The organism is Rhizobium sp. Root1220 (genome assembly GCF_001426265.1).
In the GTDB taxonomy this organism is placed as follows: Bacteria; Pseudomonadota; Alphaproteobacteria; order Rhizobiales; family Rhizobiaceae; genus Rhizobium.
The window spans coordinates 255523-270602 of the sequence record NZ_LMDG01000034.1 but is presented as its reverse complement, the minus strand read 5'-3'; the positions used below and the strand labels follow the sequence as shown (position 1 = coordinate 270602).

The 15080-nt window shown below is 60.3% G+C and carries 18 protein-coding genes; 8 read left to right on the top strand and 10 right to left on the bottom strand.

Annotated elements, in window-relative coordinates; genetic code table 11:
- Window positions 1-57 precede the first annotated feature (57 nt).
- Together ASC90_RS22630 and ASC90_RS22625 are read right to left on the bottom strand one after the other, a co-directional pair.
- Window positions 58-972: a CHAD domain-containing protein gene (locus ASC90_RS22630; protein ID WP_056545500.1), complete on the bottom strand. Its 915-nt coding sequence runs from the start codon at window positions 970-972 to the stop codon at window positions 58-60.
- Window positions 950-1438 carry a CYTH domain-containing protein gene (locus ASC90_RS22625; RefSeq protein WP_056545498.1) on the bottom strand — a complete coding sequence of 163 codons (489 nt, stop codon included), beginning with the start codon at window positions 1436-1438 and terminating at the stop codon, window positions 950-952. The genes ASC90_RS22630 and ASC90_RS22625 overlap by 23 nt, the downstream gene beginning before the upstream one ends.
- Window positions 1439-1593: 155 nt before the next feature.
- On the opposite strand from ASC90_RS22625, the gene ASC90_RS22620 reads away from it, so the two are divergent.
- The 4 genes from ASC90_RS22620 to ASC90_RS22605 all read left to right on the top strand — a co-directional run bounded on the left by ASC90_RS22620 (window position 1594) and on the right by ASC90_RS22605 (window position 4029).
- Entirely contained in the window at window positions 1594-2232 is a 639-nt protein-coding gene (locus tag ASC90_RS22620; RefSeq protein WP_056545496.1) for a 2-dehydro-3-deoxy-phosphogluconate aldolase, read from the top strand.
- Window positions 2233-2339: 107 nt separating this feature from the next.
- The gene (locus ASC90_RS22615; protein WP_056545494.1) at window positions 2340-3050 is read left to right on the top strand and encodes a tellurite resistance TerB family protein; all 711 of its coding nucleotides are present in this window, start codon (window positions 2340-2342) and stop codon (window positions 3048-3050) included.
- A gap of 71 nt (window positions 3051-3121) precedes the next feature.
- Window positions 3122-3817, top strand: coding sequence for a GNAT family protein (locus ASC90_RS22610; RefSeq protein ID WP_056545493.1), 696 nt, complete (start codon window positions 3122-3124; stop codon window positions 3815-3817).
- Window positions 3814-4029 carry a hypothetical protein gene (locus tag ASC90_RS22605; protein WP_056545492.1) on the top strand — a complete coding sequence of 72 codons (216 nt, stop codon included), beginning with the start codon at window positions 3814-3816 and terminating at the stop codon, window positions 4027-4029. Before ASC90_RS22610 ends, ASC90_RS22605 begins: the two co-directional genes overlap by 4 nt.
- A 7-nt stretch (window positions 4030-4036) precedes the next feature.
- Here the strand turns inward: ASC90_RS22605 and ASC90_RS22600 are convergent, their stop codons facing one another.
- From ASC90_RS22600 to ASC90_RS22590, 3 genes are all read right to left on the bottom strand, one after another.
- Window positions 4037-5116, bottom strand: coding sequence for a nickel/cobalt transporter (locus ASC90_RS22600; protein WP_056545491.1), 1080 nt, complete (start codon window positions 5114-5116; stop codon window positions 4037-4039).
- A complete protein-coding gene (locus ASC90_RS22595; RefSeq protein WP_056545790.1) occupies window positions 5110-5751 on the bottom strand; it encodes a DUF1007 family protein in 642 nt (213 codons plus the stop codon). Before ASC90_RS22595 ends, ASC90_RS22600 begins: the two co-directional genes overlap by 7 nt.
- Window positions 5752-5842: 91 nt before the next feature.
- Complete coding sequence (locus ASC90_RS22590) at window positions 5843-6736, bottom strand: LysR family transcriptional regulator (protein WP_056545490.1); 894 nt, start codon at window positions 6734-6736, stop codon at window positions 5843-5845.
- Window positions 6737-7260: 524 nt separating this feature from the next.
- Here ASC90_RS22590 and odc2 point away from each other — a divergent pair.
- Window positions 7261-8394 carry an ornithine/lysine decarboxylase gene (gene odc2, locus ASC90_RS22585; protein ID WP_056545489.1) on the top strand — a complete coding sequence of 378 codons (1134 nt, stop codon included), beginning with the start codon at window positions 7261-7263 and terminating at the stop codon, window positions 8392-8394.
- Window positions 8395-8482: 88 nt separating this feature from the next.
- Window positions 8483-9073 (top strand): N-acetyltransferase, encoded by a 591-nt coding sequence (locus tag ASC90_RS22580; RefSeq protein ID WP_056545487.1) that lies wholly within the window; start codon window positions 8483-8485, stop codon window positions 9071-9073.
- A gap of 136 nt (window positions 9074-9209) precedes the next feature.
- On the opposite strand, the gene ASC90_RS30310 is transcribed toward ASC90_RS22580, so the two are convergent.
- Window positions 9210-9344 carry a hypothetical protein gene (locus tag ASC90_RS30310; RefSeq protein ID WP_280138340.1) on the bottom strand — a complete coding sequence of 45 codons (135 nt, stop codon included), beginning with the start codon at window positions 9342-9344 and terminating at the stop codon, window positions 9210-9212.
- Window positions 9345-10022: 678 nt separating this feature from the next.
- Here ASC90_RS30310 and ASC90_RS22575 point away from each other — a divergent pair.
- Window positions 10023-10253 carry a DUF6719 family protein gene (locus tag ASC90_RS22575; RefSeq protein ID WP_056545485.1) on the top strand — a complete coding sequence of 77 codons (231 nt, stop codon included), beginning with the start codon at window positions 10023-10025 and terminating at the stop codon, window positions 10251-10253.
- Between the two features lie 117 nt (window positions 10254-10370).
- The gene (locus tag ASC90_RS22570) at window positions 10371-11528 is read left to right on the top strand and encodes a GGDEF domain-containing protein (protein WP_056545483.1); all 1158 of its coding nucleotides are present in this window, start codon (window positions 10371-10373) and stop codon (window positions 11526-11528) included.
- A gap of 32 nt (window positions 11529-11560) precedes the next feature.
- Here ASC90_RS22570 and ASC90_RS22565 read toward each other — a convergent pair whose 3' ends face one another.
- The 4 genes from ASC90_RS22565 to ASC90_RS22550 form a co-directional block, all read right to left on the bottom strand.
- On the bottom strand, window positions 11561-12013 hold the full coding sequence (locus tag ASC90_RS22565; RefSeq protein WP_056545480.1) for a GNAT family N-acetyltransferase: 453 nt from the start codon (window positions 12011-12013) through the stop codon (window positions 11561-11563).
- Window positions 12014-12030: 17 nt separating this feature from the next.
- Window positions 12031-13020: a WD40 repeat domain-containing protein gene (locus ASC90_RS22560; protein ID WP_056545787.1), complete on the bottom strand. Its 990-nt coding sequence runs from the start codon at window positions 13018-13020 to the stop codon at window positions 12031-12033.
- On the bottom strand, window positions 13020-14123 hold the full coding sequence (locus ASC90_RS22555; protein ID WP_056545478.1) for a GTP-binding protein: 1104 nt from the start codon (window positions 14121-14123) through the stop codon (window positions 13020-13022). The genes ASC90_RS22560 and ASC90_RS22555 overlap by 1 nt, the downstream gene beginning before the upstream one ends.
- Before the next feature lie 108 nt (window positions 14124-14231).
- A complete protein-coding gene (locus ASC90_RS22550; RefSeq protein WP_056545476.1) occupies window positions 14232-15044 on the bottom strand; it encodes a creatininase family protein in 813 nt (270 codons plus the stop codon).
- Window positions 15045-15080 lie beyond the last annotated feature (36 nt).

The window sequence follows — 15080 nt, the reverse complement described above, 5'->3', positions numbered from 1 at the left end:
TTTCCTCGTCGTGGATGCTGGCAGCCCGGATCCCCCGGCTCGAAGCGAGTCAGCGTTTCATCCGCGACTTGCGATCGCGGTGAAAAGCACTTCGATCCGGCTGGCTTCTTCGTCCGGATCGTCTCCGAACACCTCGTCGGCGTGCATCAGCGCGGCACGCCGATCCTCCAGTTGGCGGACGATGATGCAGTCGAGCAGATGGGCCAGGTCGTCGGCATTGGGGAAATGTCGTGGTTCGGCCTCCACGAGTTCGCAGAGTACGTCGAGGTCGTGAATATGGCCCAGCAGGTCGATGAGGCTGCTCGTGACCTCGTATTTTGCCTCCATCGCCGCTGGCCAGAGCGGTCGCAGCAGAATGTGGTAAGCGCGGTAATCCTGCGTTCTCTTGCGGAGCGCGTGATAAGCCTCGGCGGAACCCTCCGCCCGGCAGCGCGCGATCGCCTCTTTCGCCTTTCGCGCTGCCTTACGCCAGCCTTTGGCGACGAGCCGCGCATGCCGGCGGTGTCCACGGTGGAAGTCGATGTCTTCGAGCGTCGCGACGGCGCTCTTCAGGACGCCGGGCGCATCGGCAAGCCTCCGGTCGATATCCGCTTCGGCTTCGGCCATGTGATTGCGCCTGCATTCCAGCGCCGAGACGATGCGGCCAAGAGCCTCGGCCTCGTCTGCGCTGCGTGCCTTTTGCTTGAGGTATCGCGTCGTCTCCAGCAGCGCTGCCGCATCGCGCATCGCGGAAAGCGACTTTGCAACGTCACGAAGCCGCGCGCATTCCCGACGACTCAGTTCCGGGATTTCCGCGGCGACGAGACGATAGAGAGAGCGGAGGCGCTTGAGGCTCTTGCGGAATTCATGGATGGCCTCATGCTTGCCTTCCGGCATCTCCTCAAGCGTGCGGATGGCATGCCGTAGCTGACCGCCAGCGGCTTTCTTGAATTCTGCTGTGAAGTCGCGGTCAGGCCGAATGCGAAATGGCATGCCGATCGTGTTCGAACTCCGTAGCAAGCGCTTGATTTGAATAACGAAAGTCACCCGTTACCTCGCGGCCGAGCCACTGCGGCAGGGGTGGTTTGTCGCTCTCCGAGCGCAGTTCGACCTCTGCGATCACCAATCCCTGGTGCTGTCCGGAAAACACATCGACCTCCCACACGAAGCCCTCATGAGGCACGCGATACCGCGTCTTTTCGATCACGATGCCTATGGCGTCGTCCAAAAGCTGCACCGCATCGGCAACCGGAATATCGTATTCAAATTCCTCGCGGGTCATCGCACTCCGGCCGATCTTGATCGTCAGTCGGGCCGTCGTTTCGTCGAGCACGCGAACGCGGACGGATCTGTCGTCCATCGACGCTATATATCCTTGCTTGAAAATGGATTTCGTCTTGGCCCCGGAGCGCCAGCCATCGTTGCGTACAAGAAACTTCCGCTCGATCTCTTTCGCCATGCCGGTGAACCTTTTGTGACGACAATGCACGCTATCGCAATTTATGGGCGGGTGAAACCCATTCTATTCCAAACATGGCTTTTGTCTCGACAAAGTGTACCCTTGGCGCTATCTCCAGACCCGAATTTCAATCGTTTCAAAGGAACCATGCGGCCATGGGCGAGAAGACAGAAAAGCTCCTTTCCATCCTGAAACTCCAGCCCGTCGTGCCGGTCCTGATCGTCGACGACGTCAAGTCTGCGGTGTCGCTCGCGCGCGCTCTTGTCGCAGGCGGCCTCAAGGCGATCGAGATCACCATGCGCACGTCCGCGGCGCTCGACGCTGTACGCGCGGTGGCCGACGAGGTCGAAGGCGCCGAGGTCGGTGCCGGTACGATCCTCAATGTGGCGCATTGGGACGCGGCGGTTGCGGCAGGCTCCAAATTCATCGTCAGTCCGGGTGCGACGCAGGAATTGCTCGATGCCGCACGCAAATCCGCCGTTCCGCTTCTGCCCGGTGCTGCCACGGCCAGCGAAGTGATGGCCTTGCGCGAGGAAGGATATCAGGTTCTGAAGTTCTTTCCGGCTGAACAGGCAGGCGGTGCCGCCTATCTCAAGGCATTGTCCTCGCCGTTCGCGGGTACGGTTTTCTGCCCGACCGGCGGCATCTCGCTGAAGAACGCCAACGACTATCTGTCGCTGCCGAACGTCATCTGCGTCGGGGGCTCTTGGGTTGCGCCGAAGGAACTGGTCGCGGCCGGTGACTGGGCCGGCATCACCAAGCTTGCTGCGGAAGCGGCAGCGCTGAAGGCCTGATGTCGAGATAACTCTTATGTGATGCAGGCGGGTTTCTCGCCTGCATTGGTATTTTTGCCGTCAGTACCTATCTCCATCTGGCCTCTAGAACAGGGAGATGGTGAGGGATGTTCGACGCGAAGAAGCTTCTTGAGCAATTCATGGGTTCGCAGGTACCGGGGGTCGGCGGCAGTGTCCGCGACAGGGCGGGCGGTGCGGTCCAGATGGCCAAGGACAATCCCTGGAAAGCCGGTGCGCTTGCTACCGCGCTGCTTGGGACGAAAACCGGTCGCAATCTCGCTGGCAATGCGCTGGCCATTGGCGGGCTTGCGGCGATCGCTGGCCTCGGCTACCAGGCCTACAAGAACTACCAGGCCGGCCAGACGCCCACAACGCCGTCCAATGTCCCGCAGCCCGAAACCGCCGTATTGCCGGCGCCTGTCGATTCCGGCTTCGGCGCGGCTTCGCCCGCGCAGAGCAACGAGTTCGTCCTGGTCCTCATCCGGGCGATGATTGCCGCCGCCAAGGCGGACGGCCATATCGATGCCGGCGAAAGGGCGCTCATTCTCGACAAGGTCAAGGCAGCGGATGTCAGCGGCGAGGCCGCGGCTTTTATAGAGCGTGAACTTTCGTCGCCAACCGATATCGATGCTCTCGTCGCAGCCGCCGTCACTGAAGAGCAGCGTGTCGAACTCTACACCGCTTCGCGCCTTACCATCGAACCGGATTCACGGGCCGAGCGTGGTTACCTCGATCTTCTGGCCGGTCGCCTCGGACTTCCCGACCCGTTGGTCGATCATATCGAGGCTACGGTCTCCTCTGCTAAAGTTAGCCTCTGACGGCATCTATTAGGCCAGTTGCCTTTCCAAGGCGGCTGGCCTAAGCCAAGGCTCCTGATGTGGAGGAGCGCATGCGCGATCTGTCGAATTTCAAGGGGTGCCCGGCACCCCACCCGGTGACGCTGAAAGGCCGGTTTGTCACCGTCGAGCCCTATGTCCGCGAGCAGCATCTTCAGGATCTTTGGGACGGACTCGGTGGCATGGGCATCAATGCATTGCTGCTTTATTTCGCGCAGGATGATTTCACCGGGATCGACGATTTTTCCGGCTGGTTGGACAGCATTCACTCAAAGTCCGGATGGCTCACGCATGTCTTCCGCGACAACGGGACCGCAAAGGTCGTCGGCATGGCAAACTACATGCGCGCCGATCCTGCCAATGGTTCGGTCGAGATCGGCGGCGTTGCGCACGGCCCTGCCATGAAGCGATCGTCGCTGTCGACCGAGGCCCACTACCTGATGGCAAAGCACATCTTCGAGGACCTCGGCTATCGGCGCTACGAGTGGAAATGCGACAACCTGAACGAGGCGAGCAAGATCACTGCCGCCCGCTATGGTTTCCAATTCGAAGGCATATTCCGGCAGCACATGATCTCCAAGGGACGCAATCGTGACACGGCATGGTTCTCGATCATCGATTCGGAATGGCCGGTGACCAACGAAGCCTTCGAGACCTGGCTTTCCGCCGGGAATTTCGACGCTGATGGAAGGCAGAAGCGCAGGCTTGAAGATATCCGTGCCGATCTTTCGAGGGAACAACCGGCATGAAGGAGCTCAAACCGGAAAGCCGTTCACCGGCAATCGCGGCGGCGATCATCCTCCTCTGTGCCGGCCTCGTCATCTATTTCATGCCGAGTGTCGTCCTTTGGCTGGGCAACTACTCGCCCTATCTCGCGACCGCGGTCGGGGTGTGTTTGGTCATGGCCTTCTTCGCCGTCTTCTGGCTGAGGGCGAGATATCAGCGGCGACGCGGGAAATAGCCATTCGCTAGCCTTGTAGCGATGCCCCGAGCAGCAGAGCGCCCATCGCGATCACCAGCACGGCCCCGAGAATCTCGATCGCATTGCCGATCCGGATGGAGGCTGCCGAGCCGCGCCCGGCCAACCGCATGGCGGTCCCCTTGGCGGTTACCGCCAGCGTGGCCAGTAGTGCGACGGTGATTGCCGTGCCGAAGGACATGGCGATCACCGAGAGGATGCCGCCGAGGTAGAGGCCGTTCAGCAGCGAGAAGGTCATGACCAGGAGCGCGCCTGAACAAGGGCGCAGTCCCACGGCGACAATCGCCGACCAGGCCTCGCGAACGTTGAATTTTTCCGCGCCAAGCGTCGACGGATCCGGGATGTGTGACTTGCCGCAGGTTTCGCAGGCCATGCCTGATATGAATCTGTGGCCGGCTTGCAGGGCTTGCGCCTCGCCGAAGGCGTAGCTGCCGTCCTGCCTGTGAATCTCGTTGTCTTTCCAGTCAAGCATCATGCTGACCGGGCCGGATGCGGTCGCCATAACCTCGCGGCGCGGCATCTCGGCGAATATCGCCCGTAGCTTGCGAAACAGAAGCCAGCAGCCGAAGAGCATGACCATCAGAAAGCTTGCGATCTCCATCGCCTGCGTCGCAGCCGTCAGCGTGATGCCTGTGCCACGCAGTATCACCCAGGCGCCGCCGACCAGGGCGATGGCGACCATGCCCTGGACGAAGGCGGAGACGAAAGAGATCACCACGCCCCGTTTCAGCTCGATCTCGTTGGCGATCATGTAGGAGGATATGACGGCTTTGCCGTGGCCGGGACCGGCGGCGTGGAAGACGCCATAGGCGAAGGAAAGGCCGATCAGTGCCGACAGATTCCATGGATCGTGGCGCATTGCCTTCAGCGCGCCGGTCAGGGCGCGATAGAACGCCTGCTGCTCGTGGTTGATATAGAGCAGTAGCGGTGCCAGCGGGCCACCCGTCGGCTGGAAGCTTGGTTCCGCTGTGCCGATGCCTAGCGGAGATTGTGCGTGCGCGGCGACGATGCCGGCAAGCAGCATGAGGACCGCGCTCGAAATGGCGAGCGACGGGCGGCGGCTCAGCATGTCACATCCAGCTTGGTGGCGAAGAGTTTCGACATGTTGGTGCCGGTCGGGTCGTTGAAGAAGGCGTCTGTCAGCGACTGCTTGTTCTGCGAGATCACCTGGTCGGCATCGGGACGCACGACCTGATGCTTGCAGGCCTTGAAAGCGTCGCCAACCAGGAGAAGCTCGTTGTCGGTTGGAAAGTCAACGGAGGTGTAGAGCGTAGGGTCATAGACGCCGAAGGTGAGATTGCCCTTGAGTGGCATTGGCTCCGCCGGCTTGACCGCAAAGAACATCAGCAACTGGCCGTCGCGGTAGTCGACGTGAATGATGTCGGGCTTCTGAACGGTGATGTTCTTCCCGTTCATGGTCAGGTTCATGTAGTAGTCGTAATCGACGAGCGAATCCCGCACTGTCTTGCCGACTTCGGCGAGTTCGTTCGGTTCCAGCTTCAGATCGGTGTTCTTGTCGAAATCCATCACCACCGACGAGGTGAAGACCTCGTCGAAGCGCCAGACGTTGCGAAACTCCGCGATACTTCCGTCGTCGCCGGCGACCACCTCGAGGCGGGCCTCCACGAAAATATGCGGATGCGCGAAAGCCGCGGCGGGCGCGAGCGCGAAAAGCCCGGCCATCAGGAAAGTCGTTGTCTTCATGTATCCGCTTACCGCGCTGCCCAAATCGGTTGCCGTGATCATGCCAGAAAATGGGACGGAATTGGGACCGGACTCAAGGCGACAAACTGAATCAGGGGTGCTTCTTGAACCAGTTATGGAGGTAATCGACAAAGATCCGCACCTTTGCGGGCAGATAGCGCCGGTGCGGATAGACGGCATAGATGCCGCGATCGGTCGGGAGATAGTCGTTGAACAGCGTCACGAGTTCACCGCCCTCGATTGGCTTGCGTGCTATGAAATCGGGGATCAGCGCGATGCCGATCCCCGCCAGCGCCGCCCGCAACGTTGCGTGCGGGCTGTTGACTTCCATGGGGCCGGAAACGTTGACCGAGAAGAATGTACTGTCCGGATTGTAAAATCGGATGCTGCCCTGGCTGCGCGAATTGGTGTCGATGATGAAGGGCACGTCGGCAATATCGGATGGATGGGCGATGTTCGGGTGGCGCTCCAAAAATTCCGGCGTTGCGCAGATATGGACGCGGAAATCGGAGATCTTGCGGGCGATCATTCCGGAATCCTCGAGCTTGGTGACGCGGATCGCCACGTCGAAGCCCTCCTCGATCAGATCGACGAACCGGTCGTCGGCGGCGATCTCCAGTGCGAGGTCGGGATTTTCCCTGGCGAAGTCGATCAGCGACTGGCCGACCTCTGCATCGACGAAGGTGCGCGGGACCGAGATTTTCAGTCGCCCCTTGAGCTGCGCGTTGTTCTCGCGCACCAGGTCGGCAAGGTTGTCGATCTCCTTCAGGATGTCTGAAGCAGTGCGATAATAGGTGTGCCCGGCTTCCGTCATCGAGAACTGGCGCGTGGTGCGGTTGAGCAGCAGGGCACCCAATTCGTCTTCCAGCTCGCGCACATACTTGGACAGTAGCGCCTTGGAGCGGCCGGTGCGTCGGGCCGCCGCCGAAAAGCCTTCCGCCTCAACAACATCGATGAAGGCGCGTATGCGGGTCAGGGTGTCCATGGCTTTCCTCCACTGTTGAGGAATATTGAACAAATCTGGCCTGCTTGTTCAATTTATTTTTTGGCCACGAAGAAAAAAATTCTTGATTATGACCGCGAATATTCTTATCTCGTTTTCAGCCCAAAGTCGCACGTGCCCATGGGTGTCCGCCGTCCCTCTAATTGGTGAGGAAACGGTAAGGTACCTGGAACTAACCCCTCCAGTCGCTATCTCGGCCTTCTGAGAAATGCGAGGACGCCTGAAGCAACGACGGTGCGGGCCTTTTTGTTCTCTCCCTGCTTTCCATCAGCGGGGGTTACTGAAGAGGCACACCTTCATTGCCGGAAGTGCGGTAGGGAATTCCCTCCAATCCATGGCAGACAAAGCCGGATTGATGTCGCTCACGCGGCGTTGATCCATCATTCGCGCCATCAAGCGCTTGCTAAGGTTCCGGGGTCTCCACCGGCTGGTTCCTATGCGAGTGATTGATTGCCCTTTGTCCTCCGGTTTTTGCCGGAGCTCTGGAATTGGAAGAGGGAATCGATATGACCACCCAGCGCATCCGCGACTTTCTCGCAACCCGACGTCCCGATGGTCCCTGCCTCGTGGTTGACCTCGACGTCGTGCGCGACAACTTCTCCGCCTTCCGTCATGCAATGCCGGACAGCGCCATCTACTATGCCGTCAAGGCAAACCCGGCTCCTGAGGTCCTCAAGCTGCTCGCCGACATGGGCTCCAACTTCGATTGCGCGGGTGTCGCTGAAATCGAAATGGCGCTGAATGCCGGTGCGACCGCTGCCCGTATCTCCTACGGCAACACGATCAAGAAGGAACGCGACGTTGCCCGCGCGCATGCGCTCGGCGTCAGCCTCTTTGCGGTCGACAGCCACGAGGAAGTCGAGAAGATCTCGCGTGCCGCTCCCGGCGCCCGCGTGTTCTGCCGCGTCCTGACCGATGGCGAAGGCGCCGAATGGCCCCTGTCGCGCAAGTTCGGTTGCGTGCCGCAGATGGCTGTCGACGTTCTCGTTTACGCGCATCAGCTCGGCCTCGAGTCCTATGGAGTTTCGTTCCACGTCGGTTCGCAGATGACCAAGGTCGATGCCTGGGATTCGGCTCTTGCCGATGCCAAGCGCGTCTTCGTTCAGCTGGCCAAGCAGGGCATTCACCTGCAGATGGTCAACATGGGCGGCGGCTTCCCGACCAAGTACCTGCGCGACGTTCCGTCGGCGGAAGCTTACGGTCGTTCGATCTACCAGAGCCTTCGCGATCATTTCGGCAACCAGATTCCGAAGACGATCATCGAGCCGGGCCGCGGCATGGTCGGCAATGCCGGTGTCATCAAGACGGAAGTCGTGCTGATCTCGAAGAAGTCGGACAATGACGATGCCCGCTGGGTGTTCCTGGACATCGGCAAGTTCGGCGGTCTCGCCGAGACGATGGACGAAGCCATTCGCTACCCGATCCGCACCGAGCGCGACGGCGACGAAATGGAGCCTTGCGTGATTGCCGGCCCGACCTGCGATTCGGCCGACGTGCTCTACGAGAAGAATCTCTACCCGCTGCCGATCACCCTTTCGATCGGCGACGAGATCCTGATCGAAGGCACCGGCGCCTACACGACCACCTACTCGGCGGTCGCCTTCAACGGCTTCGATCCGCTGAAGGCCTACGTTATCTAAGAGAGCTCGCCCCGTAGCCAGCCGGGGCGGCACCTTCACAATTCATATCAATCGCCGCTCATAACGGTTTTGGGTACGGGAGGCCAAGATGGCCGCTGTTCTTGATTCTGTCCGCGCATATTTTGCGCCGTCTGTTTTCACCATCGACGCCGAGAACCCCGGCGATGTCGTGGCACGCGAGAATTTGCTCGACCGTGCCATGGGTCCGAACCGCCGCAAGAAGTCGTCGGAAAAGATCCGGCGCGGTCGCGTTCCGGCCCAAGGCCTGGCGCTGGTCGCGCGCGATCGCGACGGCCATGTCATCGGCACCGTGCGTCTCTGGAACGTCGAGGCTGGCGTCAATGCGGACGCGACGGCGATCAATGCGCTGTTGCTCGGTCCGCTGGCGGTCGATTCCAGTTTCGAGGGCAAGGGCGTTGGCTCGGCGCTGATGCGCGCCGCCGTTCTGGAAGCGAAGAACCGGGGCCACGGCGCGATCTTGCTTGTCGGCGATGCCTCTTACTACGAACGCTTCGGTTTTTTTGCGCAGAAGGCTCAACATCTCGTCATGCCGGGTCCCTTCGAACGTTCGCGCTTTCTGGCGCTGGAACTGGTCGAGGGCTGGCTTGACGGCGCTGCCGGCATGATCGTCCCCTCGGGACGGGCGCTGGCCAGCGTGCCGGTCCGCAAGGCAGCGTGATGGGAAAAGCCTCTCCCCGCAGGGGGGAGGCTTTTTTGCATTTCCATCTTGGGAAAATCAGATCCAATGGGCGCCGGGAGAGCCGGCGGACAAAAGTCCCTCAGGTTTTACCGGTGCCTATCCCCTAGGTACCCGGTTATTTGACGACGCTTGCGTCGATCAGGTGTGTCTCAGCAGTCTGGACGACATTTTCGGGTATAGCGGCGATGAAAAACATCGTGAAAGCATAGACCGCGAAGATAGTCGCTGCGGCAGTGGCCTTTAGAATCATTCATGCACTCCTATTCTCAGGCCTTCAATGTGGGCTCAAAAACTGGCTTTCCCAAGAGTTTTCTGAACGCCAGATGAACAAAAAACTGTGAGACCAAATATTAATGATATTTTAGCAACACCTGAGATGTTGGCGTGTGAGGATGATTTTCATGGTTTGTTCGTATCAAATTGCAACAAATTCAATCATTTGGCTGAAAATTTCAGCAGAAATTTTCCTCGCTGGCGCTTTGCTTGTTATGGTTGGCTCGTCATCGAGCAGGGAGCCGGGTTCATGAACCGGTACGCCTTCGGTTCATATTTCGGCGCTCGATGGCGGTCGTGGAAGGTCAACCAGACGCCGTCAGGGCGGATGATTGTCCCGCGAAACCAGATCGGGAGACGCTCCTGCCGATCTGGGCAAGCTGGAAAGCCTGAGGCGATCGGGCAGGCGGAACCGCCTGACATCTACCATCCCGGCATGCAGCCACCTGCCCGCTCCCACCTTGCGGAGACCGTCGCGGAGACTCCTCCAGCGCGGTATCTGGTGCTGTTCAGCGAAATGAATGCAGCTTCCCTATCGCTCAGGCAGAGCTCAAACGGCAGGTGCTTGGACCGGTGATTCCAGTCGACGCCGGCTTGCGTGCGTTGGCGCCCTGTAGCACAATGTATCAGCAACCTATAATTGATGGGTGTTCCAATGGCGCGTGCGATCGCAATTCTCGTTTCGGCTGCGTTTCTTTGCGTGGCTTTCGACATCCCGTCAGCAGGCGCGGCGACGAAGGTGGTCACCGCGCCGCCGAGCTTGTCGACGCTGGCTCCCGGCGAATCGGTTTTCTATAACGACAAGAAGTGCCCCGCCGGCATGATTGCGAAGTTCACCAAGGCACAAAGAAGAAGCCAAATGAAGCGCGAGTGCGTGCGACAATGACTGGTGGAAATGGCTTCCGCCCGGGCTTTTGATAGGCACCTAAAATTTTAGTCACTGCCCAAATCAAATTGCAAACGACCTGGTGTATGACCCGAATCATCTATCTTGAGGGGCGTGATGATTCTGGATCTGCGGACGATTTACGTCGTTTCTGCTATGACATGCCTGGTCCTCGGCAGCGTTCACCTGGCGGCCCATCATACTGGGCGTTTCGGACGCTGGCCGGCCTGGTGGGGTGCGAGCAATCTCCTAGTCGGTATCGGTTCGTTTTGCGTCGCCTTGCGAGAGGTGGCTCCTTCCTTCATCTCGGTGGATGCCGGTAACGTCATGACGATCGTGGGCTATGTGCTGATGGTCTTTGCCGTCCGGGTCTTTGCGGACCGCCCGGTCGAAAAGCGCTATTGCGCGCTTGTCGTTGCTTGTATCAGCTTACCCGTTTTGATGTTCACGATCGATCCGAGCGCCGTGTCGGAACGGCTTCTCTATGTTTCCATCGTTTGCTGTGTCTGTGACCTCGCCGTCCTGCGAGAGGGCGTGGGCATTTTTCGGCGCGAGAAACTGTTCTCAGCCGGCCTTCTCGCATGGCTCTACGTACCAACGGCGGCGATCTTTTTCGTTCGCGGTCTTCTTGCGGCCACGGGCGAAATCGGTGGACCCAATCCGTTCGGAAGTAGCATGGCGCATGGCTGGATGGCCGCTACTGCCGTGGTCTTCATGGCGCTGCGTAGCATGGTGATCGTGCTAATGGCGGCGGAGCGCAGTAGAAACCAGCTAATTGGCCTGGCGCACTACGATTCGCTGACCGGCGCACTGAACCGCGGCGGCCTGGCGCAGCGTCTGTCGGAGAGGAAGACGCAATCGCTGGCATTGCTGGCCATCGACATCGACCATTTCAAACAGCTGAACGACCTTCATGGCCATGTGGTCGGCGACCAGATGCTCAAACTCCTTGTCCAGGTGGCGGAGAGTGCGCTGCGCCCCGGCGATCTGCTCGCCCGCCTCGGGGGCGACGAATTCCTGGCGGTCCTGAAAGATGTAGCAGACGATGGTGCCGTGGGCGCCGCGGAACGCATACGTTTGGCTTTTGCGTCGGCCGCATCGCAAGTGCCTGGGTTGACGATCATTCCCACGCTTAGCATCGGCGTCGCTATCTCTACACCCGACGACGGCGGTTTCGAGCGGCTTCTGCAGAAAGCCGATGAGGCCCTCTATTATTCCAAACGCCAGGGCAGGAACCGTGTCGAAGCGTGGTCAGGGCGCGAGCAAGCGGCGTAAGGCCGCCCAAGCGTCGGGCGATGTCGTTACATCTACGGCAGCCGGCGCCAGTGATAGAGAACATCTGGCTCCCGCTCCTCGTTGCGGGCACCGTCCGTCTCTTTCTGGGCGACAAAGCCGTGGCGCTCGTAGAAGCGTCGCGCGGTGGCGTTCCTTTGAAACGTCCAGAGCGTTATCTCGTCCATATCTTCCTGAGCCCGCTGAAGGAGCAGCGTGCCAATGCCCTTCGCCTGAAAGTCGGGGAGGACATAGAGCTGTTCGATTTCGTTTTCGCCATAGGCGATAACACCGACGAGCCGGTGGTCCAAGATAGCGCCGAGTATGGTGCGGCGGGGCAGGAGCTGCGTGCGCCAGTAGTCCTTGTCTTCTTCCGGAGTGTGAACGTCCGACAGCCAAGGGAGCCGCGCCCAAAGAGCGAGACGTCGCAGCATTGCGGCGTCTCGCATATGTTCCATCTCAAGCCTTATGATGTCGGGCTGCCGCATCCCGCCGTCCGTTGTGGCTAAGCCGCGATGTCGACGACCCCGCAATCGCCCGCTTCGGAGGCGAAGGCGAGCAGCTTGCCGTTCTTGCTCCAGCTCATCGACGTGATCGCGCCCTTGCCGGGACGGCGGAGCAGGGCCTCCTTTTTGTCCGCGATCCGGACCGCAAGGATCATGCCGTCGATGAAGCCGATGGCGAGGATGTCCTCGGCCGGATGGAATTTCACGGCGGTTGCCATGATGTTGGCGCGGGTGCCGAGTTCGAGCGGGGCTTTGCCCATCGGGCCATCCTTCCCCTGGAACGGCCAGACGATCGCCGCCGGCGCGCCAGACGAGGCGAGCCACTTGCCCTTGGCGGACCAGGAGAGCGACTTCACCTTGGAGGGGTAGCCGGTCATGCGCATGTGGCGGGCGTCGGCACCGGCCTTGGCGTCGAGCTTCCAGCCGTGCAGGGCGTTTTCCTGCATCGTCGTCACCAGGAAGTTGCCATCCGGCGAGAACGTGACGCCGGTATGTGCGCCTTTCCATTCGAGGTCGACCGGCTTTGCATCCGTTCCGACCCAGTGCATCGACACGCCGTTGTAACGGGCGGCGGCGATCCGCATGCCCTTCGGCGCGAAGGCGAGACCTTCGACGGTGCGTTCTTCCGCAAATTCCTTTGTCGTGCCGTCGGCGAGACGGACGATGGAGCTCTTGCCATACGAGTAGGCGACCGCGCCCTGCGGGCCTGCGGCAAGTTGGGAAATCCATTTGCGCGGGGCGTTGGCAAGCTCGGTCACGCCACCATCAGCCGAGACACGCAGCACCTTGCCGTCTTCTCCGCCTGAAATCAGGCTTTCGCTATAGGGATCTCGAATGCAGGCGATCATGCCCCGATGGGCTTCCGTGACCTTCTCGGTGCCGTCCAGCCGGTGAAAGCTGCCGGTGGCATTGGCGAAGAAGGGGACATCACCTAAAAATTCGACGGCCAGGATATGGCCGTCGAGATCGAACGGGGCAACTGTCGGCATCAGGCGGCGGCCTCGCATGCCTTGAAGGATGCCTCAAGCTTTTCTCGGTCGAGTTCGCGACCAATGAAGACGAGGCGCGTATCGTGCTTCTCGCCCTCTTTCCATGGACGCTGGTGATCGCCTTCGACGATCATATGCACGCCCTGAACGACATAGCGCTCGGGATCGTCCTTGAACGCGATGATGCCCTTGAGGCGTAGGATGTTCGGGCCCTGCGTCTGGGTGATCTTCTGGATCCAGGGGAAGAAACGTTCCGGATTCATCTCGCCGCCGCGCAGCGATACTGACTGTACCGTCACGTCATGGATCGGCGACACGGCGCCGTGGTGATGGTGGTCATGCTCATGGTCGTGATGATCATGGTCATGATCGTGACCATGTGCGTGGTGATGGTGGTCGTGATCGCAATCTGGACCGCAGATATGGTCGTCATGGTCATGATCGAGGAAATGCGGGTCGTTCTCCAGCGCGCGCTCCAGATTGAAGGCGCCCTGATCGAGCACCCGGGCAAGATCGACGCCGGAGCGACTGGTCTTGTAGACGCGGGCCGATGGGTTGATGGCACGGACGATATCCTCGATCTGCGCCAACTCTTCAGGCGTGACGAGGTCGGTCTTGTTGATGAGCACGACGTCGGCGAAGGCGATCTGGTCTTCCGCCTCGCGGCTGTCCTTCAGGCGCAGCGGCAGGTGCTTTGCGTCGACGAGGGCGACAACGGCGTCCAGCTCTGTCTTGGCGCGCACGTCGTCATCCATGAAGAAGGTCTGGGCGACCGGCACAGGATCGGCAAGGCCGGTCGTTTCGACAATGATGCCGTCGAAACGGCCCGGGCGCCGCATCAGGCCTTCGACGACGCGGATCAGGTCACCGCGCACGGTGCAGCAGACGCAGCCGTTGTTCATCTCGTAGATCTCTTCGTCGGACTCGACGATCAGGTCGTTGTCGATGCCGATCTCGCCGAATTCATTGACGATGACCGCATATTTCTTGCCGTGGTTTTCCGACAGGATGCGGTTGAGCAACGTCGTCTTGCCGGCACCGAGGTAGCCGGTGAGGACGGTAACGGGGATAGGCTTCTGCTGCGTGGCGATTGCGTCGGTCATGAGAACCTCGAAGGATGGGGGCTTGTCCAGGGGAACCCGGGCAAAAATTCGTCGGTCACATATAAGGAGTTGAGCGCGGCAGTTCAAAGGGTTTTGTATGTTATAAGATCACATTGCGCCTGGTTCGCTCCGGCCGAGCTCGGATGCATCAAATGCATCCACATCCTGCAGCAATTCCACGAGCCCCTTCACGGAGTGGGCGATTAACGCTTCGCCTTTTGCCGCTGTGGCTGCTGCTGCATTGCCTGCGACACCCTGGGGGTTGAGGTCGGACATCTTCCATCCGAACGCATGCGGGCCGTAGGCACGCAAGTGCGTGAAGCGGGCGGCAAACTCGGATTGCCGTGACGGAAAATTCGCGGCCTTATCCATGTCCACCTTGTCGGCATGCAGGGCCAGCATCACCGACGTCTCGATATCGCCGCCGTGGATGTCGATTGCCTTGGCCTCTGGCGAGATGATGCCCGGCGGCAGGCCAAATCGGGTCCAACTGGTGGCAACGACCAGCATGTCGAACCGGACGCGGGCTTCGGTTGCAACGATGGTCATCAGCGGAGAGTTGCCGCCGTGCGCGTTGAGCAACACGAGCTTGCGAATGCCCTGCGCGGATAGCCTCTGGGCAATAGCCAACCAGCGATCGGCGGCCTCGTGGAAGCCCAGCGTTCGCGTGCCTGCCACGTCCATATGCTCGATGGAATAACCGGTCGTTTCCGCCGATAGAAACGTCACAGGCAGTCCGGCCGGCAGCGCGGATTTAAGCCGGGCAACGATGCCTTCGGCTATCAGGGTGTCGGTGTCGAAGGGCAGGTGCGGACCGTGCTGTTCGTGGGCGCCGAGCGGCAGGACGGCGATCCACCGGTTGCGGTCGGCGGGTACGAGGCTCGGGTCGTTGTCTTCGAAGTCTGGTGAAGGCACAATCATCCGGCTAATGCCCCTTGTTTATGACGAGATCATGCG